Raw genomic sequence first — 24769 nt, 5'->3', positions numbered from 1 at the left:
ATGTAAAAATAAACTTGTGAGAATTTGCATCATGTTAAAGATATAATGTTGGTAAATATTCTAGAATTACGGATTAATTCCATTCAAATTAGAAAATACTAGTATTATTCAAATTTGCAGTTAAATAAATGGAACTAGTTACATATGAGGAAACAACGTGCTAAAATAAGTTATAGTGAAGGACAAGCATAGTTGTTTTGAGAGGAGTACTATAATGGTTGATGAAAAAAAAGTATTTACGACTGAAATCGCAGGTCATCCATTTCGTGTAGAGATTGGTGAATTGGCAAAGCAAGCAAACGGAGCATGTATGGTGCATTATGGTGATACAGCAGTATTAGCAACAGCAACAGCTTCTAAAGAACCAAAAGATTTACCATTTTTCCCATTAACGGTAAATTATGAAGAGCGTTTATATGCGGTTGGGAAAATTCCGGGTGGTTTTATTAAAAGAGAAGGAAGACCAAGCGAAAAAGCTATTTTAACATCGAGACTGATTGACAGACCAATTCGTCCATTATTTGCAGATGGCTTCCGTAACGAAGTACAAGTAATAAGCACGGTAATGAGTGTCGATCAAAACTTACCTTCTGAGATTGCGGCAATGATTGGATCGTCCATTGCATTATGTGTATCAGATATTCCATTTGATGGGCCAATAGCAGGTGTTGTAATAGGCCGCGTTGACGGGGAATTTGTTGTTAATCCTTCCTTAAAAGCGAGAGAAAAAAGTGATATTGATTTAACAGTAGCAGGGACTAAGGATGCCATAAATATGGTAGAAGCAGGTACTAATGAGGTACCTGAAGGTGTCATGCTTGAAGCAATCATGTTTGGTCATGAAGAAATTAAACGACTTATAGCTTTTCAAGAAGAGATTATTGATGCATTTGAAATTGAGAACATGGAAATTAAATTATTTGAACCTGCAGAAGAAATTGTAAAAGAAGTGGAAGATAGAGCTAAGGCTGATTTGGTCAAAGCTATCCAAGTGTTTGATAAAAGCGCAAGAGAAGAAGCTATTGAACAAGTAAAAAAAGATGTAATACATTCCTTTGAGGAAGAAGAAGCAGATGCTGACAAATTAAAACAGGTAAAAAATGTTTTAGATAAGATTATGAAAGAAGAAGTACGTCGTCTAATTACGAAAGAAAAGATACGTCCTGATGGAAGAAAAATTGATGAAATCAGACCCCTTTCTTCACGAATAGGCGTTTTACCACGAACACATGGTTCTGCGTTGTTTACACGTGGACAGACACAAGCATTAAGTATTTGTACACTGGGTGCACTTGGTGATGTACAGATTTTAGATGGAATTGATGCAGAGGAATCAAAACGATTTATGCATCATTATAATTTCCCACTTTTCAGTGTTGGAGAAACAGGTCCAATTAGAGGACCGGGACGTCGAGAAATCGGTCATGGTGCTTTAGGTGAGCGTGCTTTAGAAAAAGTGGTACCAGATGAAAAGGAATTCCCATATACGATTCGATTAGTATCAGAAGTTCTTGAATCAAATGGGTCTACATCACAAGCGAGTATCTGTGCAAGTACAATGGCAATGATGGATGCTGGTGTTCCAATTACATCTCCAGTAGCTGGGATTGCAATGGGCTTGGTTAAATCAGGTGAAGATTATACGATTTTAAGTGATATTCAAGGTATGGAAGATTTTCTGGGGGGATATGGACTTTAAGGTTGCAGGTACTGAAAAAGGTGTTACAGCTCTGCAAATGGATATTAAAATTGATGGTTTATCCCGTGAAATATTGGAAGAAGCTTTGACTCAGGCAAAAATAGGCCGTATGCATATTCTGTCACATATGTTAGAGACCATCCAATCTCCTAAAATTGAACTTTCAAACTACGCACCTAAAATTTTAACTATGGATATTAAGCCAGATAAGATCCGTGCTGTAATAGGACCGAGTGGTAAGCAAATCAATCAAATCATTGAGGAAACTGGAGTTAAGATTGATATTGAACAAGATGGACATGTGTTTATCTCCTCTATCGATAATGAAATGAACAAAAAAGCGCAGAAGTTAATTGAAGATATTGTTCGTGAAGTAGAAGTAGGTGAATTGTATCTTGGAACAGTTAAACGCGTCGAGAAGTTCGGAGCATTTGTAGAGTTATTTAAAGGCAAAGAAGGACTTGTGCACATATCAGAATTAGCAGAAGAAAGAATTGCCAAAGTGGAAGATGTTGTTTCGATTGGTGATCAAATTATGGTTAAAGTAAAAGAAATTGATCGTCAAGGCAGAGTGAATCTTTCTAGAAAAGCAGTTCTGGTTGATCAAAAAGAGAAAGAAGAAAAAAATAAGTAACAAAAAAAGAAGCTGGATAACCAGTTTCTTTTTATAATCTAAGAGTAAATATAGCGTTAATTCTGGAGAATTGACTGGGTTTATGGTTTTAACTGTATAGGAGGAGATATTGGTTTGTTATATCGTAAGGAATGTTCAAATGGTATGCGGATTGTATTAGAAGAGATTACAACTGTAAGATCTATCACTATTGGTATTTGGGTGAAGACAGGTTCCCGAAATGAAACATTAGAACAAAATGGCATATCTCATTTCATTGAACATATGTTATTTAAAGGAACTAAAAATCGAACCTCATTAGAAATTGCTGAAGCTTTCGACGGTATTGGAGGCGAAATCAATGCCTTTACTTCAAAAGAATACACTTGCTTTTATGCGAAAGTACTAGATACCCATAAAGAGCTAGCAATTGATATACTGTCGGATATGTTACTACATTCAACATTTGAAGAGACAGAAATAGAAAGAGAAAAGAAGGTAGTTTTAGAAGAAATAAATATGACGGAAGATACTCCTGATGACATTATTCATGACCTTTTAGCAGATGCAGTTTATAAATCCAATAGTTTGGCAAGGCCTATATTAGGTTCGAAATCCACCGTGACTAACTTGTCGCAACAAGATCTATTTAGGTGTTTTAATGAACAGTATCTTCCTTCTAATATGGTGATATCTATTGTAGGTAATGTAAAGCAGGATTTTATCGAAACCATTGAACATTACCTGTCAATGGATATAAAGGTGAACAGTCAAACTATAACACAACCTAGACCTGCATTTCATGCCAATCATATTAACCAAACGAAGGAAACAGAACAAGCACATATTTGTTTAGGTTATGAAGGGGGGGTAGGAATGGAAGATAAGCTAATCTATCCAATGATGATTGTTAATAATGTATTGGGAGGAAGCATGAGTTCTCGTCTTTTTCAAGAAATCAGAGAAAAAGATGGTATGGCTTATTCGATCTTTTCTTACCATAGCTCTTTTTTGGATTCTGGTTTACTAACTATTTATGCAGGTACATCTAAACATCAGTTAGATATGGTCCGAGAAAAAATAGATCAAGTTGTAGATCAGCTACATCATAATGGGTTAACAGAGAAAGAGTGGAAAAATAGTAAAGAACAATTAAAGGGACTTTATATGTTAAGTCTTGAGAGTACAAATAGCAAAATGAGCCGTAATGCAAGAAATGAATTGCTATTAGATGAGCATCCGTCATTAGATGATATTTTGCAGAAAATTGATAATGTTACTCAGGATGATATAAGTATAATATTAAATCAATTGAACTCAAGTAACGCTGCGTCAGCCATTATTGCACCTAATTAAAGACTGGAGGTGTTAGAATTGCGGTTTAATGATTTGAGTAGTAAAGAATTGATTGACTTAACTACAGGTTCTCGCTTAGGTGTATTAGGTCAAACTGATTTAGAAGTGGACGAGAAAACGGGTCAAATTCTTTCTTTTACAATTCCACAATATAGTATGTTTGGGTTAAGAAAAACAGAAACATATTCACGTATCGATTGGAAACAGATAAAAAAAATTGGAGATGACATGATCATCGTAGAGACAGATCAAATTTAGAACGAAGCATAAATAGCTTCGTTTTTTTATTTTAAAGCTTTCGATTAAAGATATGTTTAACCATGATAGTTGCCCCTTCACTTCTGTACCATGCTTACATATAATAGTCTAGAAAAAATAATATAGTTAGTGATTTTGTGAGGTGACAAAATGCAGAAAATGAAAAATATTGTCATTATTGGAGGCGATGCTCGTTATTTGCCTTTAATACAGACTCTGAATAAAAAGAGTGATATCCATATTCAAATCTTAGGTTTCGATTTAGTGGAACAAAGCTATACAGGGGTTATGCAATCTTCAATAGATAATTTAGATACATCTAATCTTGATGGAGTTGTTTTACCTATTACAGGCATTGATGACCAAGGATATATAGATACAATGTTTTCAAATCAAAGAATACAATTAACTAATAAGTGGTTTCAATCACTACCACAAAATTGTTTTGTTTTTACTGGGATTTCAAATAAGACCTTGGATGAATATACTTCATCAAGAGGTTTAACCTTAATTCGACTGATGGATAGAGACGATGTCGCTATTTATAATTCAATACCGACAGCAGAGGGCGCTATTATGTTAGCAATTAAGCATACAGATATCACCATTCATCATGCAAATGTGTTTATTTTAGGATTTGGACGTGTCGGAGAAACAACGGCAAATGCATTTGCGGGTTTGGGAGCAAACGTCTCTATCGTCTCCATTAATGAAGCTGATTTAGCTCGAATTTATGAAAGAAGTTGGCAGGGCTATTCATTTAAACAAATAGGAAACGTAATTGAAAAGTGTCAAATATTAATAAATACAGTTCCTTCTCAAGTAGTGAATAGATCCTTATTAGAAAAAATGAATAATCAGGCTATCATTATTGACTTGGCTTCCAAACCTGGTGGGGGTAGATTTTGATTTTGCTAAAAAGCGGGGGGGTATAGAAACTATTCATGCCTTAGGCCTACCAGGTATGGTGGCACCAAAAACCGCCGGAGAGATCATGGCAAATCGAATTGCTTCTTTAATACAGTCTTCTTGAAAGTAACAACAATATAAGCTAAGCATATAATGGGCATATAACTAGCATTAATGCTTAGGAGGTATTGTTGTGAAACTTGAAGGAAAAAAAATAGGTTTTGGCTTAACAGGCTCTCATTGTACGTATGCTGCAGTCTTTCCTCAAATGGAAAAATTAATAGAATTAGGTGCTGAATTGGTGCCAGTTGTTTCACATACTTTTAAAGATACAGATAGTAAATTTGGGGGGGAAGCTCAAGAACATATGAATCGGGTACGGCAAATAACTGGTCGTGAACCGATTTCATCTATAGTGGATGCTGAACCATTAGGACCTGCTGAGCCATTAGATTTGATGGTACTAGCGCCTTTAACTGGTAATTCTATGAGTCGTTTAGCAAATGCAATCACTGACGGACCAGTGTTAATGGCTGCAAAAGCAACGATTCGAAATGGGAATCCAATCGTAATTGGTGTATCCACCAATGATGCACTTGGGTTAAATGGTGTTAATTTAATGCGTTTAATGGCAACAAAGCTTATTTATTTTGTGCCATATGGTCAGGATGATCCATATAAAAAGCCTAATTCTTTAGTGTCTGATATGACATTAATTCCTGAAACAGTGAAGGAAGCACTGGAGTACAGACAGATTCAACCAGTTATAATTGAAAGAAATCGTTAATCACGACGAAATAATTAAAGAAATTTAATTTATATGTTATGATAATGTAGATAATTATAATAAACATTGAAACAAATGGAAGGGGACAAATAACATGACAACAACTCAACTTTATAATGTAGCAGTTTTAGGTGCTACAGGTGCCGTAGGAACAAAAATGCTAGAAACGCTGGATAAAAAGAACTTTCCAATAAAAGACTTACTATTATTATCATCAAAGCGTTCTGCAGGTGCAGAAATGGAATTTCAAGGGAAAAAATATACGGTGCAGGAGGCCACACCAGAAAGTTTTGAAAATATTGATATTGCTTTATTTTCAGCAGGTGGAGGTGTTTCGAAACAGTTAGCACCTGAAGCTGTAAAACGTGGTGCTGTAGTAGTGGATAATACTAGTGCCTATCGTATGGATCCAGAGGTGCCTTTAGTTGTACCCGAAGTCAATGAAGAAGATATCAAGAGTCATAATGGAATTATTGCTAATCCAAACTGTTCAACTATACAGATGGTTGCAGCATTAAAACCTATAAGAGATCTATTTGGAATGTCTAGAGTTATTGTATCAACCTATCAAGCAGTGTCTGGTGCAGGAAATGAGGCATTAGACGAATTACGTGCACAATCAGAGGCATTTTTACAAGGTGAAGATCTAAAAGCTGAATTACTACCTGTTACAGGAGAAAAGAAATATTATCCAATAGCGTTTAATGCATTACCGCAAATTGATGTATTTCAAGAGAATGGATACACATTTGAAGAAATGAAAATGATTAATGAAACGAAAAAAATCATGCATGACGATACGGTACAAGTAGCTGCAACATGTGTAAGATTACCATTTTTTACTTCTCATGCTGAAAGTGTCTATGTAGAAGTGGATAAAAGCGGTGTGACAGTAGAGCAGTTAAAAGAAGCAATTAGCAATGCTGAGGGTGTAGTACTAGAAGATGATCCAGAGAACCAAGTGTACCCTACTCCTCTTTCAGCGGCAGGAAAGCCTGATGTATTTGTTGGACGAATTCGTAAAGACTTAGATAACGACAAAGGATTTCATTTATGGGTTGTATCAGATAACTTATTAAAAGGTGCTGCATGGAATTCTGTTCAAATTGCAGAATCATTAATAAAAAATAACTGGCTACAAAAATAAATGAGGTGGGATCATGCGGGTTTTAGTTCAGAAGTTCGGTGGAACGTCTGTTAAAGATAAATCTTCAAGGCTACATGCAATTGGTCATATTAAGGAAGCACTTGCGGAAGGCTATAAATTAGTAGTTGTCGTTTCCGCAATGGGACGTTTTCCGGATCCTTATGCAACAGATTCTTTATTAGCTTTGATCAATGGAAATCAAACTGAACTAAGCAATAAGGAAAAAGATTTATTATTATCTTGTGGTGAGATCATTTCTGCCACAGTATTCTCGCATGATCTATTAGAAAAGCAGATTGAATCCGTCGCTATTTCAGGTGGAGAAGCCGGAATTATTACAACAGATAATTTCTCAAATGCTCAGATTAAAACGATTGATACAAAACACATATATGAACTGTTAAAAAAATATCAAGTTATAGTTGTAGCAGGTTTTCAAGGGAAAACGGATAATAATGAAATTACAACAATTGGCAGAGGTGGTAGTGATACCTCTGCTACAGCGTTAGCAGTTGCATTACGAGCTGAATATGTAGATATTTTTACGGATGTTAATGGCATTATGACAGCTGATCCAAGAGTAGTATCCAATGCAAAAAAGCTAGAGGCTATCTCATATACAGAAATTTGCAATTTAGCGTATCAAGGAGCAAAAGTCATACATCCAAGAGCTGTAGAAATTGCTATGCAAGCTAATGTACCCATTCGAGTTCGTTCTAATTTACTTAAAGACAAGGGAACACTGATAACAAATATTCCTGAGTCAGATTATTCCGAGAATATTCATGATCGACTAGTCACTGGAATAGCATATGTGAATCATATTACCCAAATTAAAATTCAAGAAACAATAGAACCTCAGCAATTACATGTGAAGGTATTTAAAGCGATGGCAGAATCTGGTATTTCTGTAGATTTTATAAATATCTCTCCCAATGGGGGTTGTTTACACAATTTTCGAACGAGATTACTTACTGGCTAGAAACGTTTTAAATGCTTTAAATGTTAGTCCTGTCTACACGAAGGATTGTGCTAAGGTATCACTAGTTGGAGCAGGCATGTCAGGCTTACCTGGTGTTACCTCTAAAATTGTTCAAACTTTAGCAAATAAGCAGATTCCTATCTTGCAGTCAGCGGATAGCCATCGTACGATTTGGGTATTGATCCAAAATGAGCATTTAGAAACTGCACTTAATGCTTTGCATGTAGCTTTTCAATTGGAGTAAAAATAAAATATATGTTTTTAATTCTATCCTTTTGTGGCCTAATCATATTTGCCATACTTTAATTTTACAACCATAATAAATACTGAAAAATACACAACCAATGTTTATCGTTCTAAAATAAGGTGAAGGAGATTGGAAAGGAGAGGGTGACATTATGGATTTTGGTAGACTATTAACAGCGATGGTTACACCATTTGATAAAAATAATCGAATTGATTTAAATATTACTTCGCAATTAGTGGAACACTTGTTGGCTAATGGATCTGAAGGTCTTGTGGTAGCAGGTACAACGGGGGGAGTCTCCCACGTTAAGTCATGAAGAAAAGATAACTTTATTTAAACATGTGGTAAAAGTAGTAGATGGTCGCGTTCCAATTATTGCTGGTACTGGTAATAATAATACGCAGGCTTCCATCGAATTAACAAAAGAAGCAGAACAAATAGGTGTGGATGCAGCCCTTATTGTTACGCCATTTTATAATAAGCCAAATCAGGAAGGGTTATATCAGCACTTTTCAGCGGTTGCTGAAGAAACAAAACTTCCTATCATGTTATATAATATTCCCTCGAGAGCAGTTGTTCGATTAAATGTGGAAACAGTTGTTGCTCTTTCGCAAGTAAATAATATTGTTTCTGTTAAAGACTCTACAGGAGACTTAGACAGTATTGCTTCTATATTAGAGCAAGTTGAAGAGGGATTTACTGTTTATAGTGGGGGGGATGATTCATTGACATTGCCAATTCATTCCATAGGTGGATCTGGTATTGTTTCTGTTTCTTCTCATATTATTGGTAATGAAATGAGAGAAATGATCAATTTATTTGAGGATGGAAAAGTTAGAGAAGCTGCTCAATTGCATCGCAGATTACTACCAATTATGCGAGCATTATTTATGGCGCCATCTCCTTCGCCAGTCAAATCGGCTTTGAAATATCAACAAATTGACGTAGGTTCTGTTCGATTACCTTTAGTACCTTTATCTCCATTTGAAGAACAAAATCTATTCCGCGTAATCGAATCCTTCCAATAAGCGACTACATACAAGTAGTCGCTTTATTTATATGTAAACAATCGTGGGTATCACTTTGTATATTTATAAAATAAGCTAAGTTGATGTATAAAAGGAAGATTATGCGACATAACTTTGATTTAATAAGCAGTCATTTTGAGATTTATATTAGGTGTAACAATCGCTTCAGCTGCTTAGCAGGAAAAAACAATTTCAAAATTGCCACAGGCGTTATGTCGCATAATCTTTCTATTGTGACCTATTTTTATTTGCAATTAATCGGATCAGGTTGGTTTAGCAATATTATTATGGTTTGTATGAATTTTTCATTGTAGTTCATACTAATTAATAATATTGCGTAAAGGGGGGGTTAGAGCTATGAACCAACAAAAAGAAGAAACGAAAGAAAATGAATCCCACTCATCATCATTAGTAGAAAAGATACAACAACTTGGTCAATCCACGATACCTAGTGCGCCAGATTCAAACATTCATGTCTTAACTATTATTGGTCAAGTGGAAGGACATGTGCAATTACCTCCCCATAACAAAACAACTAAATATGAACATCTCATACCACAAATTGTAGCAATTGAGCAAAATCCTAAAATTGAAGGCTTAGTAGTTATTTTAAATACAGTTGGTGGAGATGTGGAAGCAGGACTAGCTCTATCTGAAATGATTGCTTCCTTATCAAAACCTACTGTTTCTGTTGTATTAGGTGGAGGTCATTCCATTGGTGTACCTATAGCAGTGTCAACGGATTATTCATTTATTACGCCTTCTGCCACCATGACAATACATCCTATCCGTTTAACAGGACTTGTCATTGGTGTGCCACAGACTTTTGAATATATCGATAAAATGCAAGAAAGGGTCATTCAGTTTGTTACGGAACATTCAAAAATTACAGAAGATAAATTTAAAAAACTAATGTTTGAGAAAGGAAATCTTACTCGAGATATTGGAACAAATGTGATTGGTAAGGATGCTGTTGAATACGGCTTGATCAATGAAGAAGGCGGGATAAGTGGTGCAATGGTAAAATTAAATGAATTTATTGACACTCAAAAACATTCACAGGAGTTGATTCAATAATGCTTTATACACCGTTAAGTTATAATGATATACACGGCCTTGGAAATGAATATGAGCAATTTGAAGTAATGGAATATCAAAATAGACAATGTTCGGTTCAGCGACTGGAAAATGGTGATATAAAATTGATTCAATTGCTATCAACAGATCCGCAAGATTTTCTTTTAAATGATTTCGCACCAGGAACCATCATATCTAATCAAAGATTGCTTCGATAGAATATTCGTTCTATTTCATAAACTATGCTATAATAGAAGAAATGATCGCACCCTTGCTATAGAAGATGGCAAGGGTATTTCCTTCCTTTAATCATTTAAGAATATTGAATCTAATTAGTTGATAGTTTTGAGGAGTGACCTTTATGGCTAAAAAGAAAAATACAAGACGAAAAAAACAAACATTAAAATCCAATATAAAAGTAGAATTAGTAGGATTATTATTCATTTTTTTAGCAATATTCGGAAGTGGTGCCAGCATGATTAGTGAAGGTGCAGTTTCTTCCTTATTAGAGAATATCTTTCGGTTTTTCTTTGGATCGTGGTATTTCATAGTTCCTGTTCTTCTATTATTTTTAGGTGTTTTTCTAATGATTAAACGAAAATATCCTGTCATGAAAACAAGAAAATGGATCGGTATTTATCTTGTTTTATCTGGATTGCTTTTATGGACACATATTCGTACCTTTGAGTTAGCTTATATCTTCCCTGAACAATACCCATCTATTATAGGTCAGAGTTATTCTTTTTATATCGAGTATTTACAAGGTGCAAAGTCATCTGCATATCTTGGTGGGGGGGGCTTATATGCTGCTCTATTGTTTGCTGTTAGTAACTTTTTATTTTCCAATTATGGAGCAAAGATTTTAGCATTCTTTTTCGTTGTGATTGGAATAGTTGTTCTTAGTAATCTATCAATGGGTGACTTATTTTCCACACTTTTTCATAAAATAAAAGAAATGTTTAAAAATAGAAAACAGAGTTTAATAGATTGGAAAGCTCATAGAAATGAGAATAAGACTAATAAAGATGAAACAAAATTATTAGTGAAAGAGGAAATCAATCATAATGAGGAACAATTACCTGCGATAGCTTATGCGAATCAGGAAATAGATATAGTAGAGCCCGTAATAGAGGAAATGGCTGAAACATCAACAGATAATGTATCAGAGACTAATGAAAAAGGAAGTCATTCAGAAAAAGAATGGAAGACTGCTGAATCCGAGCAATTACCGACGACAGAGTTTGAAAATCGTGATTACAAACTTCCGCAAATAAATATATTAGAACTTCCTAAAAATCATGGAAAGCAACAAGATAAAACGCATATACAACGAATTGTAAGAAAATTAGAACAAACATTTCATAGTTTTGGTGTAAAAGCCCGTGTAACTAAAGTTCATGTTGGTCCTTCTGTAACAAAATATGAAGTTTATCCTGAAGCTGGAGTAAAGGTTAGTAAAATTGTAAGTCTCCATGATGATTTAGCTTTAGCCTTAGCAGCCAAAGATATTCGAATTGAAGCTCCGATTCCTGGAAAATCTGCAGTAGGTATTGAAGTTCCAAATGAGGAAACCGCTATGGTTACTTTAAGAGAAGTGTTAGAAACGAAAAAAACGCAAATACAAAATAAACTAGCCTTTGCGTTAGGGAAAGATATAGCCGGTGAAGCAGTTATTTCAGAACTGAATAAAATGCCTCACTTACTAGTTGCCGGGGGGGCAACCGGAAGCGGAAAAAGCGTATGTATTAACGGTATTATTACGAGTATTCTGATGCGAGCAAAACCGCATGAAGTGAAGATGATGATGATCGATCCTAAAAAGGTGGAACTTAATGTATATAATGGGATACCACACTTGTTATCACCAGTTGTAACAGATCCAAAGAAAGCTTCACGAGCATTAAAAAAAGTCGTAGCTGAAATGGAAAGAAGATATGATCTTTTTTCTGAAACAGCTACAAGAAATATTGAAGGATATAATGAATACATAAAGCGCCATAATAAAGATTCAGAAGATCAACAGCCACAGCTTCCCTTTATAGTGGTTATTGTAGATGAATTAGCAGATCTAATGATGGTTGCATCTAATGATGTAGAGGATGCCATTACACGTTTAGCTCAAATGGCGCGTGCTGCAGGAATTCATTTGATAATAGCTACGCAACGGCCTTCTGTAGACGTAATAACAGGGTGATTAAAGCCAATATTCCTTCTCGAATCGCTTTTAGTGTTTCTTCTCAAACTGATTCTCGTACCATTCTCGATTCAGGTGGTGCCGAAAAATTACTCGGAAGAGGGGGGGATATGCTGTTTATTCCAGTAGGATTATCTAAACCTGTTCGAATTCAGGGTGCTTTTCTTTCTGATGATGAAGTAGAGAGAGTTGTTGATCACTGTATTGAGCAGCAAAAAGCTCAATATCAGGATGAAATGATTCCAGAAGAAGAAACAGAAGTAGTTCAAGAGGTAGACGATGATATTTATGATGATGCTGTTCAATTGGTGCTGGAGATGCAAAGTGCCAGTGTTTCCATGTTACAGCGACGTTTTCGGATCGGCTATACCAGGGCAGCACGTTTGATAGATGCAATGGAGGCAAGAGGCATTGTTGGTCCATATGAAGGATCTAAACCCAGGACTGTTTTACAATCACAGTCTACAGATGACATGGCAACACATACTTCAAACTAAATTGATAAAAGATTCTTTATTATTCGAAATAAAAGTGTTATATTTGTTTGTAAATAATAAACTCTTATTGAATATAGATTGGTTGGGGGGGGAAAATTATGCGATCTAATTTAAATAATGACTCAGCAGTTTCTGTTGTTCAACAAATTAAAAACTTAATAGAGAATGGCTATTATAAAGAGAAAGAGAAATTACCAACAGAATATGAATTAGCTAAAGAGTTAGACGTTTCTAGAAAAGAGATTAACGACGCCTTCATGATACTGGAAGACGAGAAAATACTACTTCGAAGACCGGGTGTTGGTGTTTTTGTTCATGCTAAACCAATACTATCTTCAGGTATTGAACAGTTAGGCAGTGTTACAGAAATGATTCGGCAGTCAGGAAAAGTACCTGGTGTCCAATATATATCAGCTGAGATTTCAGAACCAACAGATGAAGATAAGAATCGTTTTGATCCCTTGGAAATTGAACAATTTGCACAGATGGAGCGCGTGAGAACAGCAGACGCGGAACCTGTGGTGTATTGTATTGATCGTGTAGATCACAGGCTCATGCCATTAGAGATCATTCATAGTCAGGAATCGATATTTGAGGCGCTGAAAACATATTCAAATAAAGAGATCGACTATGCAGTTGCATATATTGAGCCTATTGGTTATCATGAACGAATATCACCAATATTAAATTGTGAACCTGATCAGGCGTTGTTATTGTTGCGTCAGATGCATTATACAAAGGATCATGAACCAGTCCTATATTCGGCTAATTTTTTCAGGTCAGATGTTTTTAGTTTTTATGTATTGAGAAAAAGATTATAATAGCTTTGTAAAAAAGATCTGGTCAAACACCAGATCTTTTTAAAAATGACTATTGCTATCTCTTTCTTAACGTAGAAAGTCGTATTTGGTTTCAGTTTTTGTTAACGAGCATAATATTCTAGTTTTATTGATAGAATATAAGTAGATAACGAATTATATAAAAGGAGTAGTGGTTATGTCAGAAACATTAGATCGAATTATTCAGCAAGATGGTTATGATGTTCATTTTATACATACCAAAAAATTTAAAACAATTCATTTATCGTTGAAATTTATGGCGAAGCTGACAAGAGAGAATGTTACAAAAAGAGCACTATTGCCATATGTTCTGCAACAAGGAACTAAAAATTTCCCAACTGCAATTAAACTGAGACAACACCTGGATGAACTATATGGCACCGTACTGGCAATTGATAGCAGTAAAAAAGGCGAAAATCATATTTTGACGATTCGATTAGAATTACCTAATGAACAATATATTGCAGGTTCGCAAGATCTGTTAGATAAAGGAATTTCTTTCTTAAAAGAAGTGATTTATCAACCAAAAGTTGTCAAGCAGTCATTCGATCCTACAATTGTAGAACGTGAGAAACAAACGTTAAAAAATAAAATAGAAGCATTAAAAGAAGATAAAATGAACTTTGCGAATAACAGGTTGATTGAAGAAATGTGTAAAGATGAAGCATATCGCTTACGTGTTCATGGGTATGAAGAAGATTTGGAAGCGATCACTGCAGAAAACTTATATGCGTATTATGAAGAAATACTGAAAAATGATCATTTAGATGTATTTGTCTTAGGTGATATTAATGATTTGAATGTAGAGAAAAAAGTAACGGATCTAGTGAAAAGTAATAGAAAGCAGTCATCAATCAAAAAGAAATAGCTAAAGTGGAACCAGAAGAACAAACTATTGTAGAAGAAGATGACATCAATCAAGCGAAACTGCATTTTGGCTATCGAACTAATATAACTTACGATGATCCTGAGTATGCCGCCCTCCACGTGTTTAATGGATTGTATGGAGGGTTTCCTAGCTCTAAATTATTTATGAATGTAAGAGAGAAGCATAGTCTAGCTTATTATGCCGCATCCAGAATTGAAAGTCATAAGGGTCTTATGTTTGTCTTTAGTGGAATTGGTCCTGATCAATATCAGAAAGCAAAAGAGATTATTTTAGAGCAAATGGATCAAATGCGTGAAGGTAAATTTAGCGATAGCGAGTTGAAGGAAACAAAAGAAATGACAATTAATCAATTACGCGAAACATTAGATAATCCACAAGGAATGATTGAACTGCATTATCAAAGTATATTAGCACATTCGCAACTGTCGCCCAATCAATTACTGGAAAATATAAAACAAGTATCAAAAGAAGAAGTTGTCAAAGTAGCCAATCAAGTACAACTTGATACGATTTATTTATTGACTAGTAAGGAGGTCACACAAAATGAAGCATAATCATTACCAACAAATAGAGGAAAGTATATATTCAGATACACTGTCAAATGGATTACGTGTTTTTATTTTACCGAAACGGGAAATGGCCAAAACATTTGCCATCTTTACTACAAATTATGGTTCGATTGATCAAAGCTTTGTACCGCTTAATGAAGAGGCATTACAGACTGTTCCAGACGGAATTGCTCATTTCTTAGAACATAAACTATTTGAAAAAGAGGATCGAGATGTCTTTCAGGACTTCTCAAAACTAGGCGCTTCTGCCAATGCTTTTACTTCTTTCACCAAAACAGCATATCTGTTCTCTGCAACCTCAAAAATCAGAGAAAGTTTAAAAACGTTGATCGATTTCGTGCAAGATCCATACTTTTCTGAACAATCAGTTGAGAAAGAAAAAGGAATTATTGCTCAGGAGATTCGTATGTATGATGATCAGCCAGATTGGCGAGCCTTCTTTGGCACCATAAAAAGTCTGTATCATCATCATCCAGTTCAAATTGATATTGCTGGAACTGTTGAATCGATTGATGAGATTTCAAAAGATGACTTATACATCTGTTACCATACCTTTTACCATCCAAGTAATATGGTATTATTTGTGGCGGGAAATGTTGATCCAGAAGAAACTATGGCATTTATAAAAGAGAATCAAGAGCAAAAACAATTCGAAGCACCTAATCCAATCATAAGAAGCTTTCCAGATGAACCTAAAGATGTTGCTGAAAAAGAATTAACAATTAAAATGCCGGTATCTGTTCCTAAAGCATTAATCGGAGTCAAGGAGACAGATATTCCAAAAGACCCTAAAGAATTTATGTTAAAAGAATGGATGATGGACATTGTTACGGATCATCTATTTTCAAGAAGTGGTGTCGCATATGAAAGACTTTATGAGCTCGGACTCATTGATCAGTCCTTCAGTTGTGAATCAAATTTAGAACGTGATTTTGGTTTTAGTATCATTGGCGGTAACACAAAGGATCCACAGAAGTTAGCTCAACAGGTTAAGGAAGAATTGTTAAACATTCAATCATCACCAATTGATCAAGAAAGTTTTCTGCGTATAAAACGTAAAAAATTGGCCAATTGTTACGAGCTATGAATTCTCTTGAGTTTATTGCGAATCAATATACACATTATCAGCTTTTAGGGATTGATTTCTTTGAAAGTGTGCAATGGTTAGAACAGTTGACATACGAAGAAATCAAAGAATTTTCAAAAACTTGGATTACAGAGCAACAACTTTCCACTTGCTTCGTTACTAATGAGTAGAGAGTAGAGGTAAATGATGACACATAGAACCTTAATAACAGGTGCAAGTGGAGATATAGGTAAGGAAATCGCAATGCAATTTGCTAATCAGGGCCATTTATTGGTATTACATTACCATCATAACAGGTCAGCAATAGATGAAATTATCAGTAAAGTTCCGAAAGAACAAATACTGGATATTATTCAAGCTGATTTATCTGTTAAAGAAGGTCTTGATCAATTTCTTAAGTTACTACCAAGACAATTAGATCATTTTATTTTCACCAGTGGATTCACTTATTTTGGATTATTTCAAGATATGACTGATCAGCAAATGGATAATATGCTGCATCTACACTTGAAAGCCCCCCCATGGAAAATAGTGCAGCATCTTATACCAGATATGTTACACCAGCGTATTGGCAAAATCGTAATGATCACTTCTATCTGGGGGTGAAATTGGAGCTAGTTGTGAGGTTGCATACTCTACCGTTAAAGGTGGCCAGCATGTCTTCATTAAATCTTTAGCTAAGGAGCTGGGGCCAAGTAATATTTATGTCAATGGGGTAAGTCCCGGATTTATTGATACCAAAATGAATAATATGTTAACTGATGATGAAAAAAATGAGCTTGTTCAAGAAATTCCTTTACAGCGTGCAGGTACTGTTCAGGATGTGGCAGATGCTGTTCAATTTTTATGTGGTGATCATTCCTCCTATATTCAGGGCGAAATTATTCGCGTAAATGGTGCTTGGAGCTAATTGACTAATTCTGCTATTTGTTTGCATGCATATTTTCAGGAAATTATCGAAAAATAGTAATGTATGCTGATAAAGGAGGAATGAACATGTCTGTTATTGATAATTTTGAGTCATGGAAAGATTTTTTGGGTGACCGTTTAAATGAAGCTCAAAGTAATGGAATTAGTAATCAAGCTATTTCTGAACTTGCGTATGACATTGGTGATTATTTATCAACAGAAATTCAAGCTAAAAATGATCAAGAACAAATCTTGCGTGACTTATGGAATGCGGCAGATGCAAAAGAACAACATGCCATTGCAAATATAATGGTTAAACTTGTTCAAAACGAAGCATCGAAATAGTATTTAAAACCCTATAAAACATAACAAATTATGTTTTATAGGGTTTTATCATTTCTTCTATCTTTTTGTTAAAGTTATATTGCTGTTTTTTAATTTTTCTTGTTTTCTAACATAATTTCACTTTTCATTCGTTATATTTTAAGATATGATAAGGATATGTCATTTTAAATGAAACAAATTCTAATGATAAAACGTCATATATAATAGAAGAAATTAGCAACAAGATTGTTTGTTTAAATAGAATAAAGATTACTGATTGATGGATGGTGTTACTATGGGAATTGGAGAAAGATTAAAGCAAGAACGTGAACTTAAAAATATATCTTTAGATGAAGTTCAAAAAGTTACAAAGATACAAGCTAGGTATTTAGATGCCATTGAAAATGAACGATTCGAAGTTATGCCCGGATCGTTTTATGTACGGGCTTTTATTAAAGAATATGCAAATGCACTTGGATTAGATGCGGAAGAACTAATGGAAGAATATAAAAATGATTTACCTTTTGAAAAAGAGGAAAACATTGCGCTCTCCCGGGTGAAAAGTAGTAAGAAAAATAAAGCTGCTGTAAATACACCAGTTATTTTCTCGTTTTTACCAAGTATGATTGTTGTTTTGCTAATCGTTGGGATTATCGTATTGGTTTGGTTATTTAACCAAAATTACTTTGGAAATGGTAGTGATCCCTCGTCAGCAGATAATGGTGACGATACAGCAGGAGAATCTGTCCAGTTACCACCAAATCAAGAGTCAAATCCAAATCAGGAAGAAGAAGAAAAACCAACAGAAAATGAGAATGCAGTTGGAAAAGATGGAGAAGAGGCAGATGTTGAAGATTCTGAACCGACAACTGAAATTAGCTTAGACAGTTATGAAAATAATCAATCGTATTACACCGTAACAACAACCGAAGAAAAATTAACCATCACCTTAAATACAGTAAGTCAAAACTGGATACAAATGGAAAATCAAGGTGGAAATCGATTGTATTACGAGACCTTAACGACTGATAAAAGTCCAACAGAAATAGATATTTCAGAAGTAGAAGAGCTATATATAAGGTTTGCGATGCCGCAAGATATAAGTATTTCAATAAATGGCCAAGAGTTGCCATTATCGGATGAAATAGCTCCAACTGCCGTTCAAGATGCGTGGATTACCATCGTAAAACAGTAATAATCAGAGATAACCCCCTCTTTATTCATAGAAGAGGGTTTGTTTATATACAAACTTTTATCTGGATTAAAATTTATATTTAGGAAACGTTTTGTAGCTTGAGTAAAGGGAATAAAAATAATATTAATAGAATTTGTTTGTTAGAAAGAGGGAGTGTATTGGAATGAATGTACCAAATCGAATTACTATATCACGTATTATGTTGATACCTATTTTTATTTTATTATTATCCTATCCATTTGAATGGGGGAACATGGCAGGTCGCTGATCAGGCTATCCCGATTTCTCATTTGATCGCGATGATTATTTTCGCTGTTGCTTCTGCTACTGATTGGCTTGATGGATATTATGCAAGGAAGTATAATCTTGTAACTAATCTTGGTAAGTTTCTTGACCCAATGGCAGATAAGCTATTAGTTTCTGCTGCATTTATTTTATTAATTGCGTTAGAGATGGCTCCGGCATGGGTGGTCATTATTATTATCAGTCGTGAGTTTGCAGTTACCGGTCTACGTTTAGTTGCTGCAGGTGAAGGTATTGTTCTAGCTGCAGGTCAAATGGGAAAATTAAAAACTGTTTTGCAAATTTTGGCGATCATCGTAATGTTGTTACATAACGTGCCATTTTCAGCAATCGGGATACCTGTTGACATGATCTTACTATATGCGGCGCTCGTGCTTACGATCGTGTCTGGTGTAGAATACTTTGTTAAAAACTGGAATGTGATGGGAGCTTCTAAATAATGAAAGATATAAAAGCGGAAATAGTATCTGTTGGAACGGAACTTTTATTAGGCCAAATCGTGAATACCAATGCTACCTGGATATCTGAATGTTTAGCAGAACAAGGGATTTCCGTCTATTATCATACTGTAGTAGGAGATAATAAAAATCGACTTACTACTATTTTTAGTGACGCAGATAAACGATCTGACATTGTTTTTATAACGGGAGGTCTTGGTCCAACTGAAGATGATTTAACACGGGAGGCATTTCAAAAATTGTCGGGGCTGGAAATTATAGAAGATGAAGCCACTATCATTAAGATGGAGCAAATTTCTGCAAAAAATAATCGGACGATGACTCCAAATAATCGAAAACAATCACATACTTTTAAAGGTGCAATGGTACTAAAAAATTCAGTTGGAATTGCTCCAGGAATAATTGTTGACTATAATAATACGTTGTGGATTTTTATGCCTGGTGTACCCCCCCGTGAGATGAAGGCAATTATGATGGAGGAAGTGATTCCATATTTGACCAGGAAATTAAAGCTTGATGCTGTCATTCATTCGCGAATGCTGCGATTTATCGGCATAGGGGGGGAATCACAACTGGAACATGAACTGCAATCTTTAATTTCGAATCAAACAAATCCTACCATTGCTCCATTAGCTTCAGAAGGTGAAGTAGCACTGCGCTTAACCGCAAAAGCTAATAGTTTGAGAGAAGCAGATAAATTAATTGATGGTTTAGAAAACAAAATTACTGCTATAGTTGGTCAATATCTTTATGGCTATGATCAAGTGAATATTGGACAAAAAGTATTCGATCTTCTAAAAGAACAACAATTAACCATTGCTAGTGCAGAAAGCCTTACAGGTGGAGCTTTCGCAGCAAGTATTGTAGATCATCAAGGTGCATCTGAGGTTTTTAATGGTGCTGCGGTTGTCTATCAGTCTTTTTCGAAAGCAAAAGCCTTAAATATTGATGAAAAACTACTGGAAACACACGGGACAGTAAGTAAAGAATGTGCAGAAGCAATGTCATCACAAGTGAAATTAACCTATCAGTCTACTATTGGAATTAGCTTTACGGGTGTAGCTGGACCAGGTCAATTTGAAAATCAAGAGGAAGGCACTGTATTTATTTCTATTTGTGATCAGGATAACAGCTATAATACACAAAAATTTCAATTTCATGGTGATCGAAAGACTGTCAGAAATAGAGCCGTTAAAAAGGCTTATGAAATGGTGTATTATCAACTAAAAAGGGAATGAAAAGAATAAATAATTCAGCGCAAAAAGCATTTTTTCACCTATCATAAGGATTGAAAAGGTGCTTTTCCTCTGACTTTTTTTCAATTTTCATACGTAAATTAAGGAAAAACAAGGGAACATTTATTCGACTTTTTACTTGTGAAACGAGCAGAAAGGTTGTAAGATAGTATTAGGAATATGAAGGAGGAATAATTTTGAGCGATAGACAACAAGCCTTAGATATGGCGTTAAAACAAATTGAAAAACAGTTTGGTAAAGGTTCAATTATGAGATTAGGAGAACAAGGCTTACAAAAAATTGCCACTGTTTCCAGTGGATCAATCGCAGTTGATGTGGCATTAGGTGTAGGCGGTTATCCAAGAGGAAGAGTTGTTGAAATATATGGTCCAGAATCTTCAGGTAAAACTACTGTATCGCTTCATGCAATTGCAGAAGCACAAAGAGCTGGTGGACAAGCAGCCTTTATTGATGCTGAACATGCTTTAGATCCAGTATATGCAAAAAATTTGGGTGTAAACGTTGACGAGTTATTATTATCACAGCCTGATACTGGTGAACAAGCATTAGAAATAGCAGAAGCATTAGTTCGAAGTGGTGCGGTTGATATGGTTGTTATTGATTCTGTTGCAGCACTAGTACCTAAGGCTGAGATTGAAGGCGAAATGGGTGATGCCCATGTGGGTCTGCAAGCTCGATTAATGTCACAAGCATTACGTAAACTCTCTGGAGCTATTAATAAATCAAAGACGACAGCTATTTTCATTAACCAAATTCGTGAAAAAGTAGGTGTCATGTTTGGTAGTCCAGAAACAACTCCTGGGGGCCGAGCATTAAAATTTTATTCATCCATTCGTTTGGAAGTGAGACGTGCAGAAACTTTAAAAATCGGAAATGACATGGTCGGAAACCGAACACGTATTAAAGTGGTTAAAAACAAAGTAGCGCCTCCATTTAAACAAGCAGAAGTAGATATCATGTATGGGGGGGAAGGAATTTCTAGGCAAGGAGAATTACTGGATATTGGTTCGGATTTGGATATTGTACTTAAAAGTGGTGCATGGTATTCCTATAATGAGGAAAGACTTGGTCAAGGCCGAGAAAATGCCAAACAATTCCTTAAGGAAAATCCAGCAATGGCAGATGAAATTTATTTAGCGATTCGTGCTCACTATGAATTAGACGAGGTAACTGAAAATACAGATGAAACCGAAGATGTTCCTCAAAGTATACTCGAAGAATAATAACTAAGCTCCGCAACCACAGGTTACGGAGCTTTATTACATTAGAGAACGCCCATGTTGTTTGAATAAAAGAAAGATACTGTTCACTTACTGTTGAGAAGTATCCGTGGAAAGAGAAGCGGACAAGCCGAAACTTAATACCGTTTCATAATTGCTGCATAAGTTAATCTTTGTCTATTTATCTGTATTTTTATCATTTTTCTTATTAATCAACGATATTCTTACATTCCTTGACATCTTAGTAATTCACGATTAAAATTAAAATGTATAATTTAAAAATTATTATACATTAAAATTTAACAAAAAGTATTCATTGTACATGCCGACTTTAAAAGTTGTACAAGTTTATAGCAAGAGGAGGTGAAGGTGTGGAAATTCTAGGATTTATTGCCATCTCCATTTTGCTTACATTTGTCGGTATTGTTGTTGGTTATCTGATTCGCAAGACCGTTGCAGAGAAGAAAATATCAAGCGCAGAAGAATTAGCAAAACAAATTGTCGAAGAAGGTCATAAGAACGCTGATGTGGCTAAAAAAGAGGCTTTATTAGAAGCGAAAGATGAGAATCATAAAATTCGTCAACAAGCTGATGAAGAGCTAAGAGAACGTCGAGCAGAAATTCAAAAACTTGAAAGTCGTCTCATGCAAAAGGAAGAAAATCTAAACCGTAAGGATCAAACTTTAGACAAACGAGAATTATTACTTGAGAAAAAAGAAAGTTCGCTTACAGAAAAACAACAACAAATTGAAGAAATGGAAGGCAAAGTTGGAGCAATGTTAAGCGAGCAACAAGCAGAACTAGAACGGATTTCAGGATATACTACTGATCAGGCAAAACAAGTTATTTTACAACGTGTGGAAGAAGAAGTAACACATGAAACAGCCATGATAATTAAAGATGCAGAAAATCGAGCAAGAGAAGAAGCGGATAAAAAAGCTAAAGATATATTATCCCTTGCTATCCAGCGATGTGCAGCTGATCATGTTGCTGAAACCACTGTTTCCGTTGTCAATCTTCCGAATGATGAGATGAAAGGCCGAATTATTGGTCGTGAAGGTCGAAATATTCGAACTTTGGAAACATTAACTGGTATTGATTTAATCATTGATGATACGCCTGAAGCTGTTATCTTATCTGGTTTTGATCCGATACGACGAGAAATAGCTAGAATCGCATTAGAAAAACTAGTGCAGGATGGTCGTATTCACCCAGCAAGAATAGAAGAAATGGTGGATAAATCAAGACGAGAAGTCGACGAGTATATTCGTGAATTTGGAGAACAGACAACATTTGAAATTGGGGGGGTTCATGGTCTTCATCCTGATTTAGTGAAAATTTTAGGTCGATTAAAATATCGAACTAGCTATGGACAGAATGTTTTAAAACACTCTACAGAAGTAGCATACTTATCCGGATTACTAGCTGCGGAGCTCGGATTAGATCAAACACTTGCTAAACGTGCTGGTTTATTGCATGATATCGGAAAGGCTATTGATCACGAAGTGGAAGGTAGTCACGTTGAAATTGGTAAAGAACTAGCAACAAAATACAAAGAGAATGAAGTTGTGATAAATTCAATTGCTTCACACCATGGTGATGAAGAAGCAACCTCTATTATTTCTGTAATTGTTGCGGCAGCTGATGCTTTATCTGCTGCACGTCCAGGTGCGCGAAGTGAAACATTGGAAAATTATATTAAACGATTAGAGAAGTTAGAAGAGATTTCAGAGTCATTTGCAGGAGTAGAGAAATCTTTTGCTATTCAGGCTGGTAGAGAAGTTCGAATTATTGTGAAACCAGATGAAATAGATGATATTGAATCTACTAAGATTGCAAGAGATATTAGAAAGAGAATTGAAGATGAACTGGATTACCCTGGTCACATTAAAGTAACTGTAATTAGGGAAACCCGTTCTGTCGAATACGCAAAATAAAAAAAAGAGGCGCTAATGGCCTCTCTTTTTTATGAAAAACTATGGTTGCTATAATAGAAAGGTAGAAGTTTATGAAGATTTTATTTATTGGGGGATGTTGTTGGTTCACCTGGTAGAGATATGGTCCAAGAATATTTACCTAAGTTAAAGACGAAATACCAACCCCCCCATGTAACGATTATCAATGGCGAGAACTCAGCTGCGGGTAAAGGGATTAATGAAAAAATATATAAAAATTTTTTAGAGTGGGGTGCTCAGGCTGTTACGATGGGTAATCATACTTGGGATAAACAAGAAATTTTTAACTTTATTGATGATGCTACCTACATGGTGCGTCCAGGTAATTTACCTCCTAATATGCCTGGCAGGGACATTGTATACATTAAATCCAATGGTATAGAGATAGCCGTTATTAATTTACTTGGAAGGACATTTATGCAACCTGTTGATGACCCTTTTCGCAAGTTTGATGAACTATATAAGGAAGCAAAAAAACGTACCAATATTATTTTTGTCGATTTCCATGCGGAAGCAACGAGTGAAAAACAAGCGTTAGGTTGGTATACAGATGGGAAGGTTAGCGCAGTTATTGGAACACATACCCATGTTCAAACATCTGATAATCGTATTTTACCTAACCAGACTGCTTATATATCTGATGTAGGCATGACAGGTCCTTACGATGAAATTTTAGGTATGGAAAAACAAGCTGTTCTCAAAAAATTCTTAACCGGATTACCGGTTCGATTTGAGGTGCCAAAGTCAGGCAGAACTCAGTTGAGTGGTGTACTGATAGATATAGATGCAACGACTGGTAAGGCATCGAAAATCGAACGAATTCAAATCAATGATGATCATCCCTTCTTCTCATAAGTGAATATTTCTGTCAATTTATTTGAAATTTTCGCGTTTATCCTTCATAATTAAAAGGAATATCTTTCATAATCATGAATATAGTAAAAGTGGGATAACAATAGCATTTGAAGGAG

At 35.2% G+C, this 24769-nt stretch carries 20 protein-coding genes and 6 pseudogenes; all 26 read left to right on the top strand.

Translation table 11 applies throughout. The features are described from left to right. Positions 1-214 precede the first annotated feature (214 nt). The 26 genes and pseudogenes from pnp (at position 215) to ymdB (ending at position 24653) form a co-directional block, all read left to right on the top strand. Positions 215-2333: pseudogene (pnp, locus tag JCM21714_RS02060) on the top strand (polyribonucleotide nucleotidyltransferase). A 114-nt stretch (positions 2334-2447) separates the two neighbouring features. Then, complete coding sequence (locus tag JCM21714_RS02055) at positions 2448-3668, top strand: M16 family metallopeptidase (RefSeq protein WP_035721337.1); 1221 nt, start codon at positions 2448-2450, stop codon at positions 3666-3668. 18 nt (positions 3669-3686) lie between these two features. Further along, the gene (locus JCM21714_RS02050; protein ID WP_035721333.1) at positions 3687-3926 is read left to right on the top strand and encodes a YlmC/YmxH family sporulation protein; all 240 of its coding nucleotides are present in this window, start codon (positions 3687-3689) and stop codon (positions 3924-3926) included. Between the two features lie 150 nt (positions 3927-4076). Beyond that, positions 4077-4835: a dipicolinate synthase subunit DpsA gene (dpsA, locus tag JCM21714_RS02045; protein WP_235182543.1), complete on the top strand. Its 759-nt coding sequence runs from the start codon at positions 4077-4079 to the stop codon at positions 4833-4835. Continuing rightward, the gene (locus tag JCM21714_RS20735) at positions 4819-4959 is read left to right on the top strand and encodes a hypothetical protein (protein ID WP_235182542.1); all 141 of its coding nucleotides are present in this window, start codon (positions 4819-4821) and stop codon (positions 4957-4959) included. The genes dpsA and JCM21714_RS20735 overlap by 17 nt, the downstream gene beginning before the upstream one ends. Before the next feature lie 69 nt (positions 4960-5028). After that, entirely contained in the window at positions 5029-5622 is a 594-nt protein-coding gene (locus tag JCM21714_RS02040) for a dipicolinate synthase subunit B (RefSeq protein ID WP_035721331.1), read from the top strand. Positions 5623-5716: 94 nt separating this feature from the next. Further along, the gene (locus tag JCM21714_RS02035; protein WP_035721327.1) at positions 5717-6769 is read left to right on the top strand and encodes an aspartate-semialdehyde dehydrogenase; all 1053 of its coding nucleotides are present in this window, start codon (positions 5717-5719) and stop codon (positions 6767-6769) included. Positions 6770-6782: 13 nt separating this feature from the next. Continuing rightward, positions 6783-7995: pseudogene (gene dapG, locus JCM21714_RS02030) on the top strand (aspartate kinase). Positions 7996-8149: 154 nt separating this feature from the next. After that, positions 8150-9026: pseudogene (gene dapA / locus JCM21714_RS02025) on the top strand (4-hydroxy-tetrahydrodipicolinate synthase). Positions 9027-9383: 357 nt separating this feature from the next. Continuing rightward, positions 9384-10103 (top strand): ClpP family protease, encoded by a 720-nt coding sequence (locus tag JCM21714_RS02020; RefSeq protein ID WP_035721324.1) that lies wholly within the window; start codon positions 9384-9386, stop codon positions 10101-10103. Then, a complete protein-coding gene (locus JCM21714_RS02015; protein WP_235182541.1) occupies positions 10103-10321 on the top strand; it encodes a YlzJ-like family protein in 219 nt (72 codons plus the stop codon). Before JCM21714_RS02020 ends, JCM21714_RS02015 begins: the two co-directional genes overlap by 1 nt. A 143-nt stretch (positions 10322-10464) precedes the next feature. Then, positions 10465-12794, top strand: a pseudogene (locus tag JCM21714_RS02010) (DNA translocase FtsK). Positions 12795-12892: 98 nt separating this feature from the next. Continuing rightward, the gene (locus JCM21714_RS02005; RefSeq protein ID WP_035721320.1) at positions 12893-13615 is read left to right on the top strand and encodes a GntR family transcriptional regulator; all 723 of its coding nucleotides are present in this window, start codon (positions 12893-12895) and stop codon (positions 13613-13615) included. Between the two features lie 175 nt (positions 13616-13790). Beyond that, positions 13791-14501, top strand: coding sequence for a peptidase M16 family protein (locus JCM21714_RS23475; protein WP_369403390.1), 711 nt, complete (start codon positions 13791-13793; stop codon positions 14499-14501). A gap of 5 nt (positions 14502-14506) precedes the next feature. Then, positions 14507-15076: a M16 family metallopeptidase gene (locus JCM21714_RS23470; RefSeq protein WP_369403389.1), complete on the top strand. Its 570-nt coding sequence runs from the start codon at positions 14507-14509 to the stop codon at positions 15074-15076. Next, a complete protein-coding gene (gene yfmH / locus JCM21714_RS01995) occupies positions 15066-16178 on the top strand; it encodes an EF-P 5-aminopentanol modification-associated protein YfmH (RefSeq protein ID WP_369403388.1) in 1113 nt (370 codons plus the stop codon). The genes JCM21714_RS23470 and yfmH overlap by 11 nt, the downstream gene beginning before the upstream one ends. Further along, complete coding sequence (locus tag JCM21714_RS23465) at positions 16163-16348, top strand: hypothetical protein (protein WP_369403387.1); 186 nt, start codon at positions 16163-16165, stop codon at positions 16346-16348. The genes yfmH and JCM21714_RS23465 overlap by 16 nt, the downstream gene beginning before the upstream one ends. Before the next feature lie 13 nt (positions 16349-16361). After that, positions 16362-16784, top strand: a complete 423-nt coding sequence (locus JCM21714_RS22660) for an SDR family NAD(P)-dependent oxidoreductase (RefSeq protein ID WP_268748263.1) — start codon at positions 16362-16364, stop codon at positions 16782-16784. Position 16785: 1 nt separating this feature from the next. Continuing rightward, entirely contained in the window at positions 16786-17088 is a 303-nt protein-coding gene (locus JCM21714_RS22655) for an SDR family oxidoreductase (protein WP_268748273.1), read from the top strand. Positions 17089-17174: 86 nt separating this feature from the next. Further along, positions 17175-17432, top strand: a complete 258-nt coding sequence (locus tag JCM21714_RS01985; RefSeq protein ID WP_035721316.1) for a DUF3243 domain-containing protein — start codon at positions 17175-17177, stop codon at positions 17430-17432. A 259-nt stretch (positions 17433-17691) separates the two neighbouring features. Continuing rightward, the gene (locus JCM21714_RS01980; protein WP_235182540.1) at positions 17692-18606 is read left to right on the top strand and encodes a helix-turn-helix domain-containing protein; all 915 of its coding nucleotides are present in this window, start codon (positions 17692-17694) and stop codon (positions 18604-18606) included. Positions 18607-18769: 163 nt separating this feature from the next. Continuing rightward, a pseudogene (gene pgsA / locus JCM21714_RS01975) lies at positions 18770-19349 on the top strand (CDP-diacylglycerol--glycerol-3-phosphate 3-phosphatidyltransferase). Next, positions 19349-20605, top strand: coding sequence for a competence/damage-inducible protein A (locus tag JCM21714_RS01970; RefSeq protein WP_035721311.1), 1257 nt, complete (start codon positions 19349-19351; stop codon positions 20603-20605). The pseudogene pgsA and the gene JCM21714_RS01970 overlap by 1 nt, the downstream one beginning before the upstream one ends. 194 nt (positions 20606-20799) lie before the next feature. Then, positions 20800-21846: a recombinase RecA gene (recA, locus tag JCM21714_RS01965; RefSeq protein WP_035721308.1), complete on the top strand. Its 1047-nt coding sequence runs from the start codon at positions 20800-20802 to the stop codon at positions 21844-21846. Positions 21847-22214: 368 nt separating this feature from the next. Further along, positions 22215-23780, top strand: coding sequence for a ribonuclease Y (gene rny, locus JCM21714_RS01960; RefSeq protein WP_035721305.1), 1566 nt, complete (start codon positions 22215-22217; stop codon positions 23778-23780). A gap of 71 nt (positions 23781-23851) precedes the next feature. After that, positions 23852-24653 (top strand): annotated as a pseudogene (gene ymdB, locus JCM21714_RS01955) (2',3'-cyclic-nucleotide 2'-phosphodiesterase). Positions 24654-24769: the final 116 nt, after the last annotated feature.

This window comes from Gracilibacillus boraciitolerans JCM 21714 (genome assembly GCF_000521485.1).
In the GTDB taxonomy this organism is placed as follows: Bacteria; Bacillota; Bacilli; order Bacillales; family Amphibacillaceae; genus Gracilibacillus; species Gracilibacillus boraciitolerans.
Note: the sequence above shows the minus strand (reverse complement) of the source record. Positions and strands in the feature narration are given on the sequence as shown.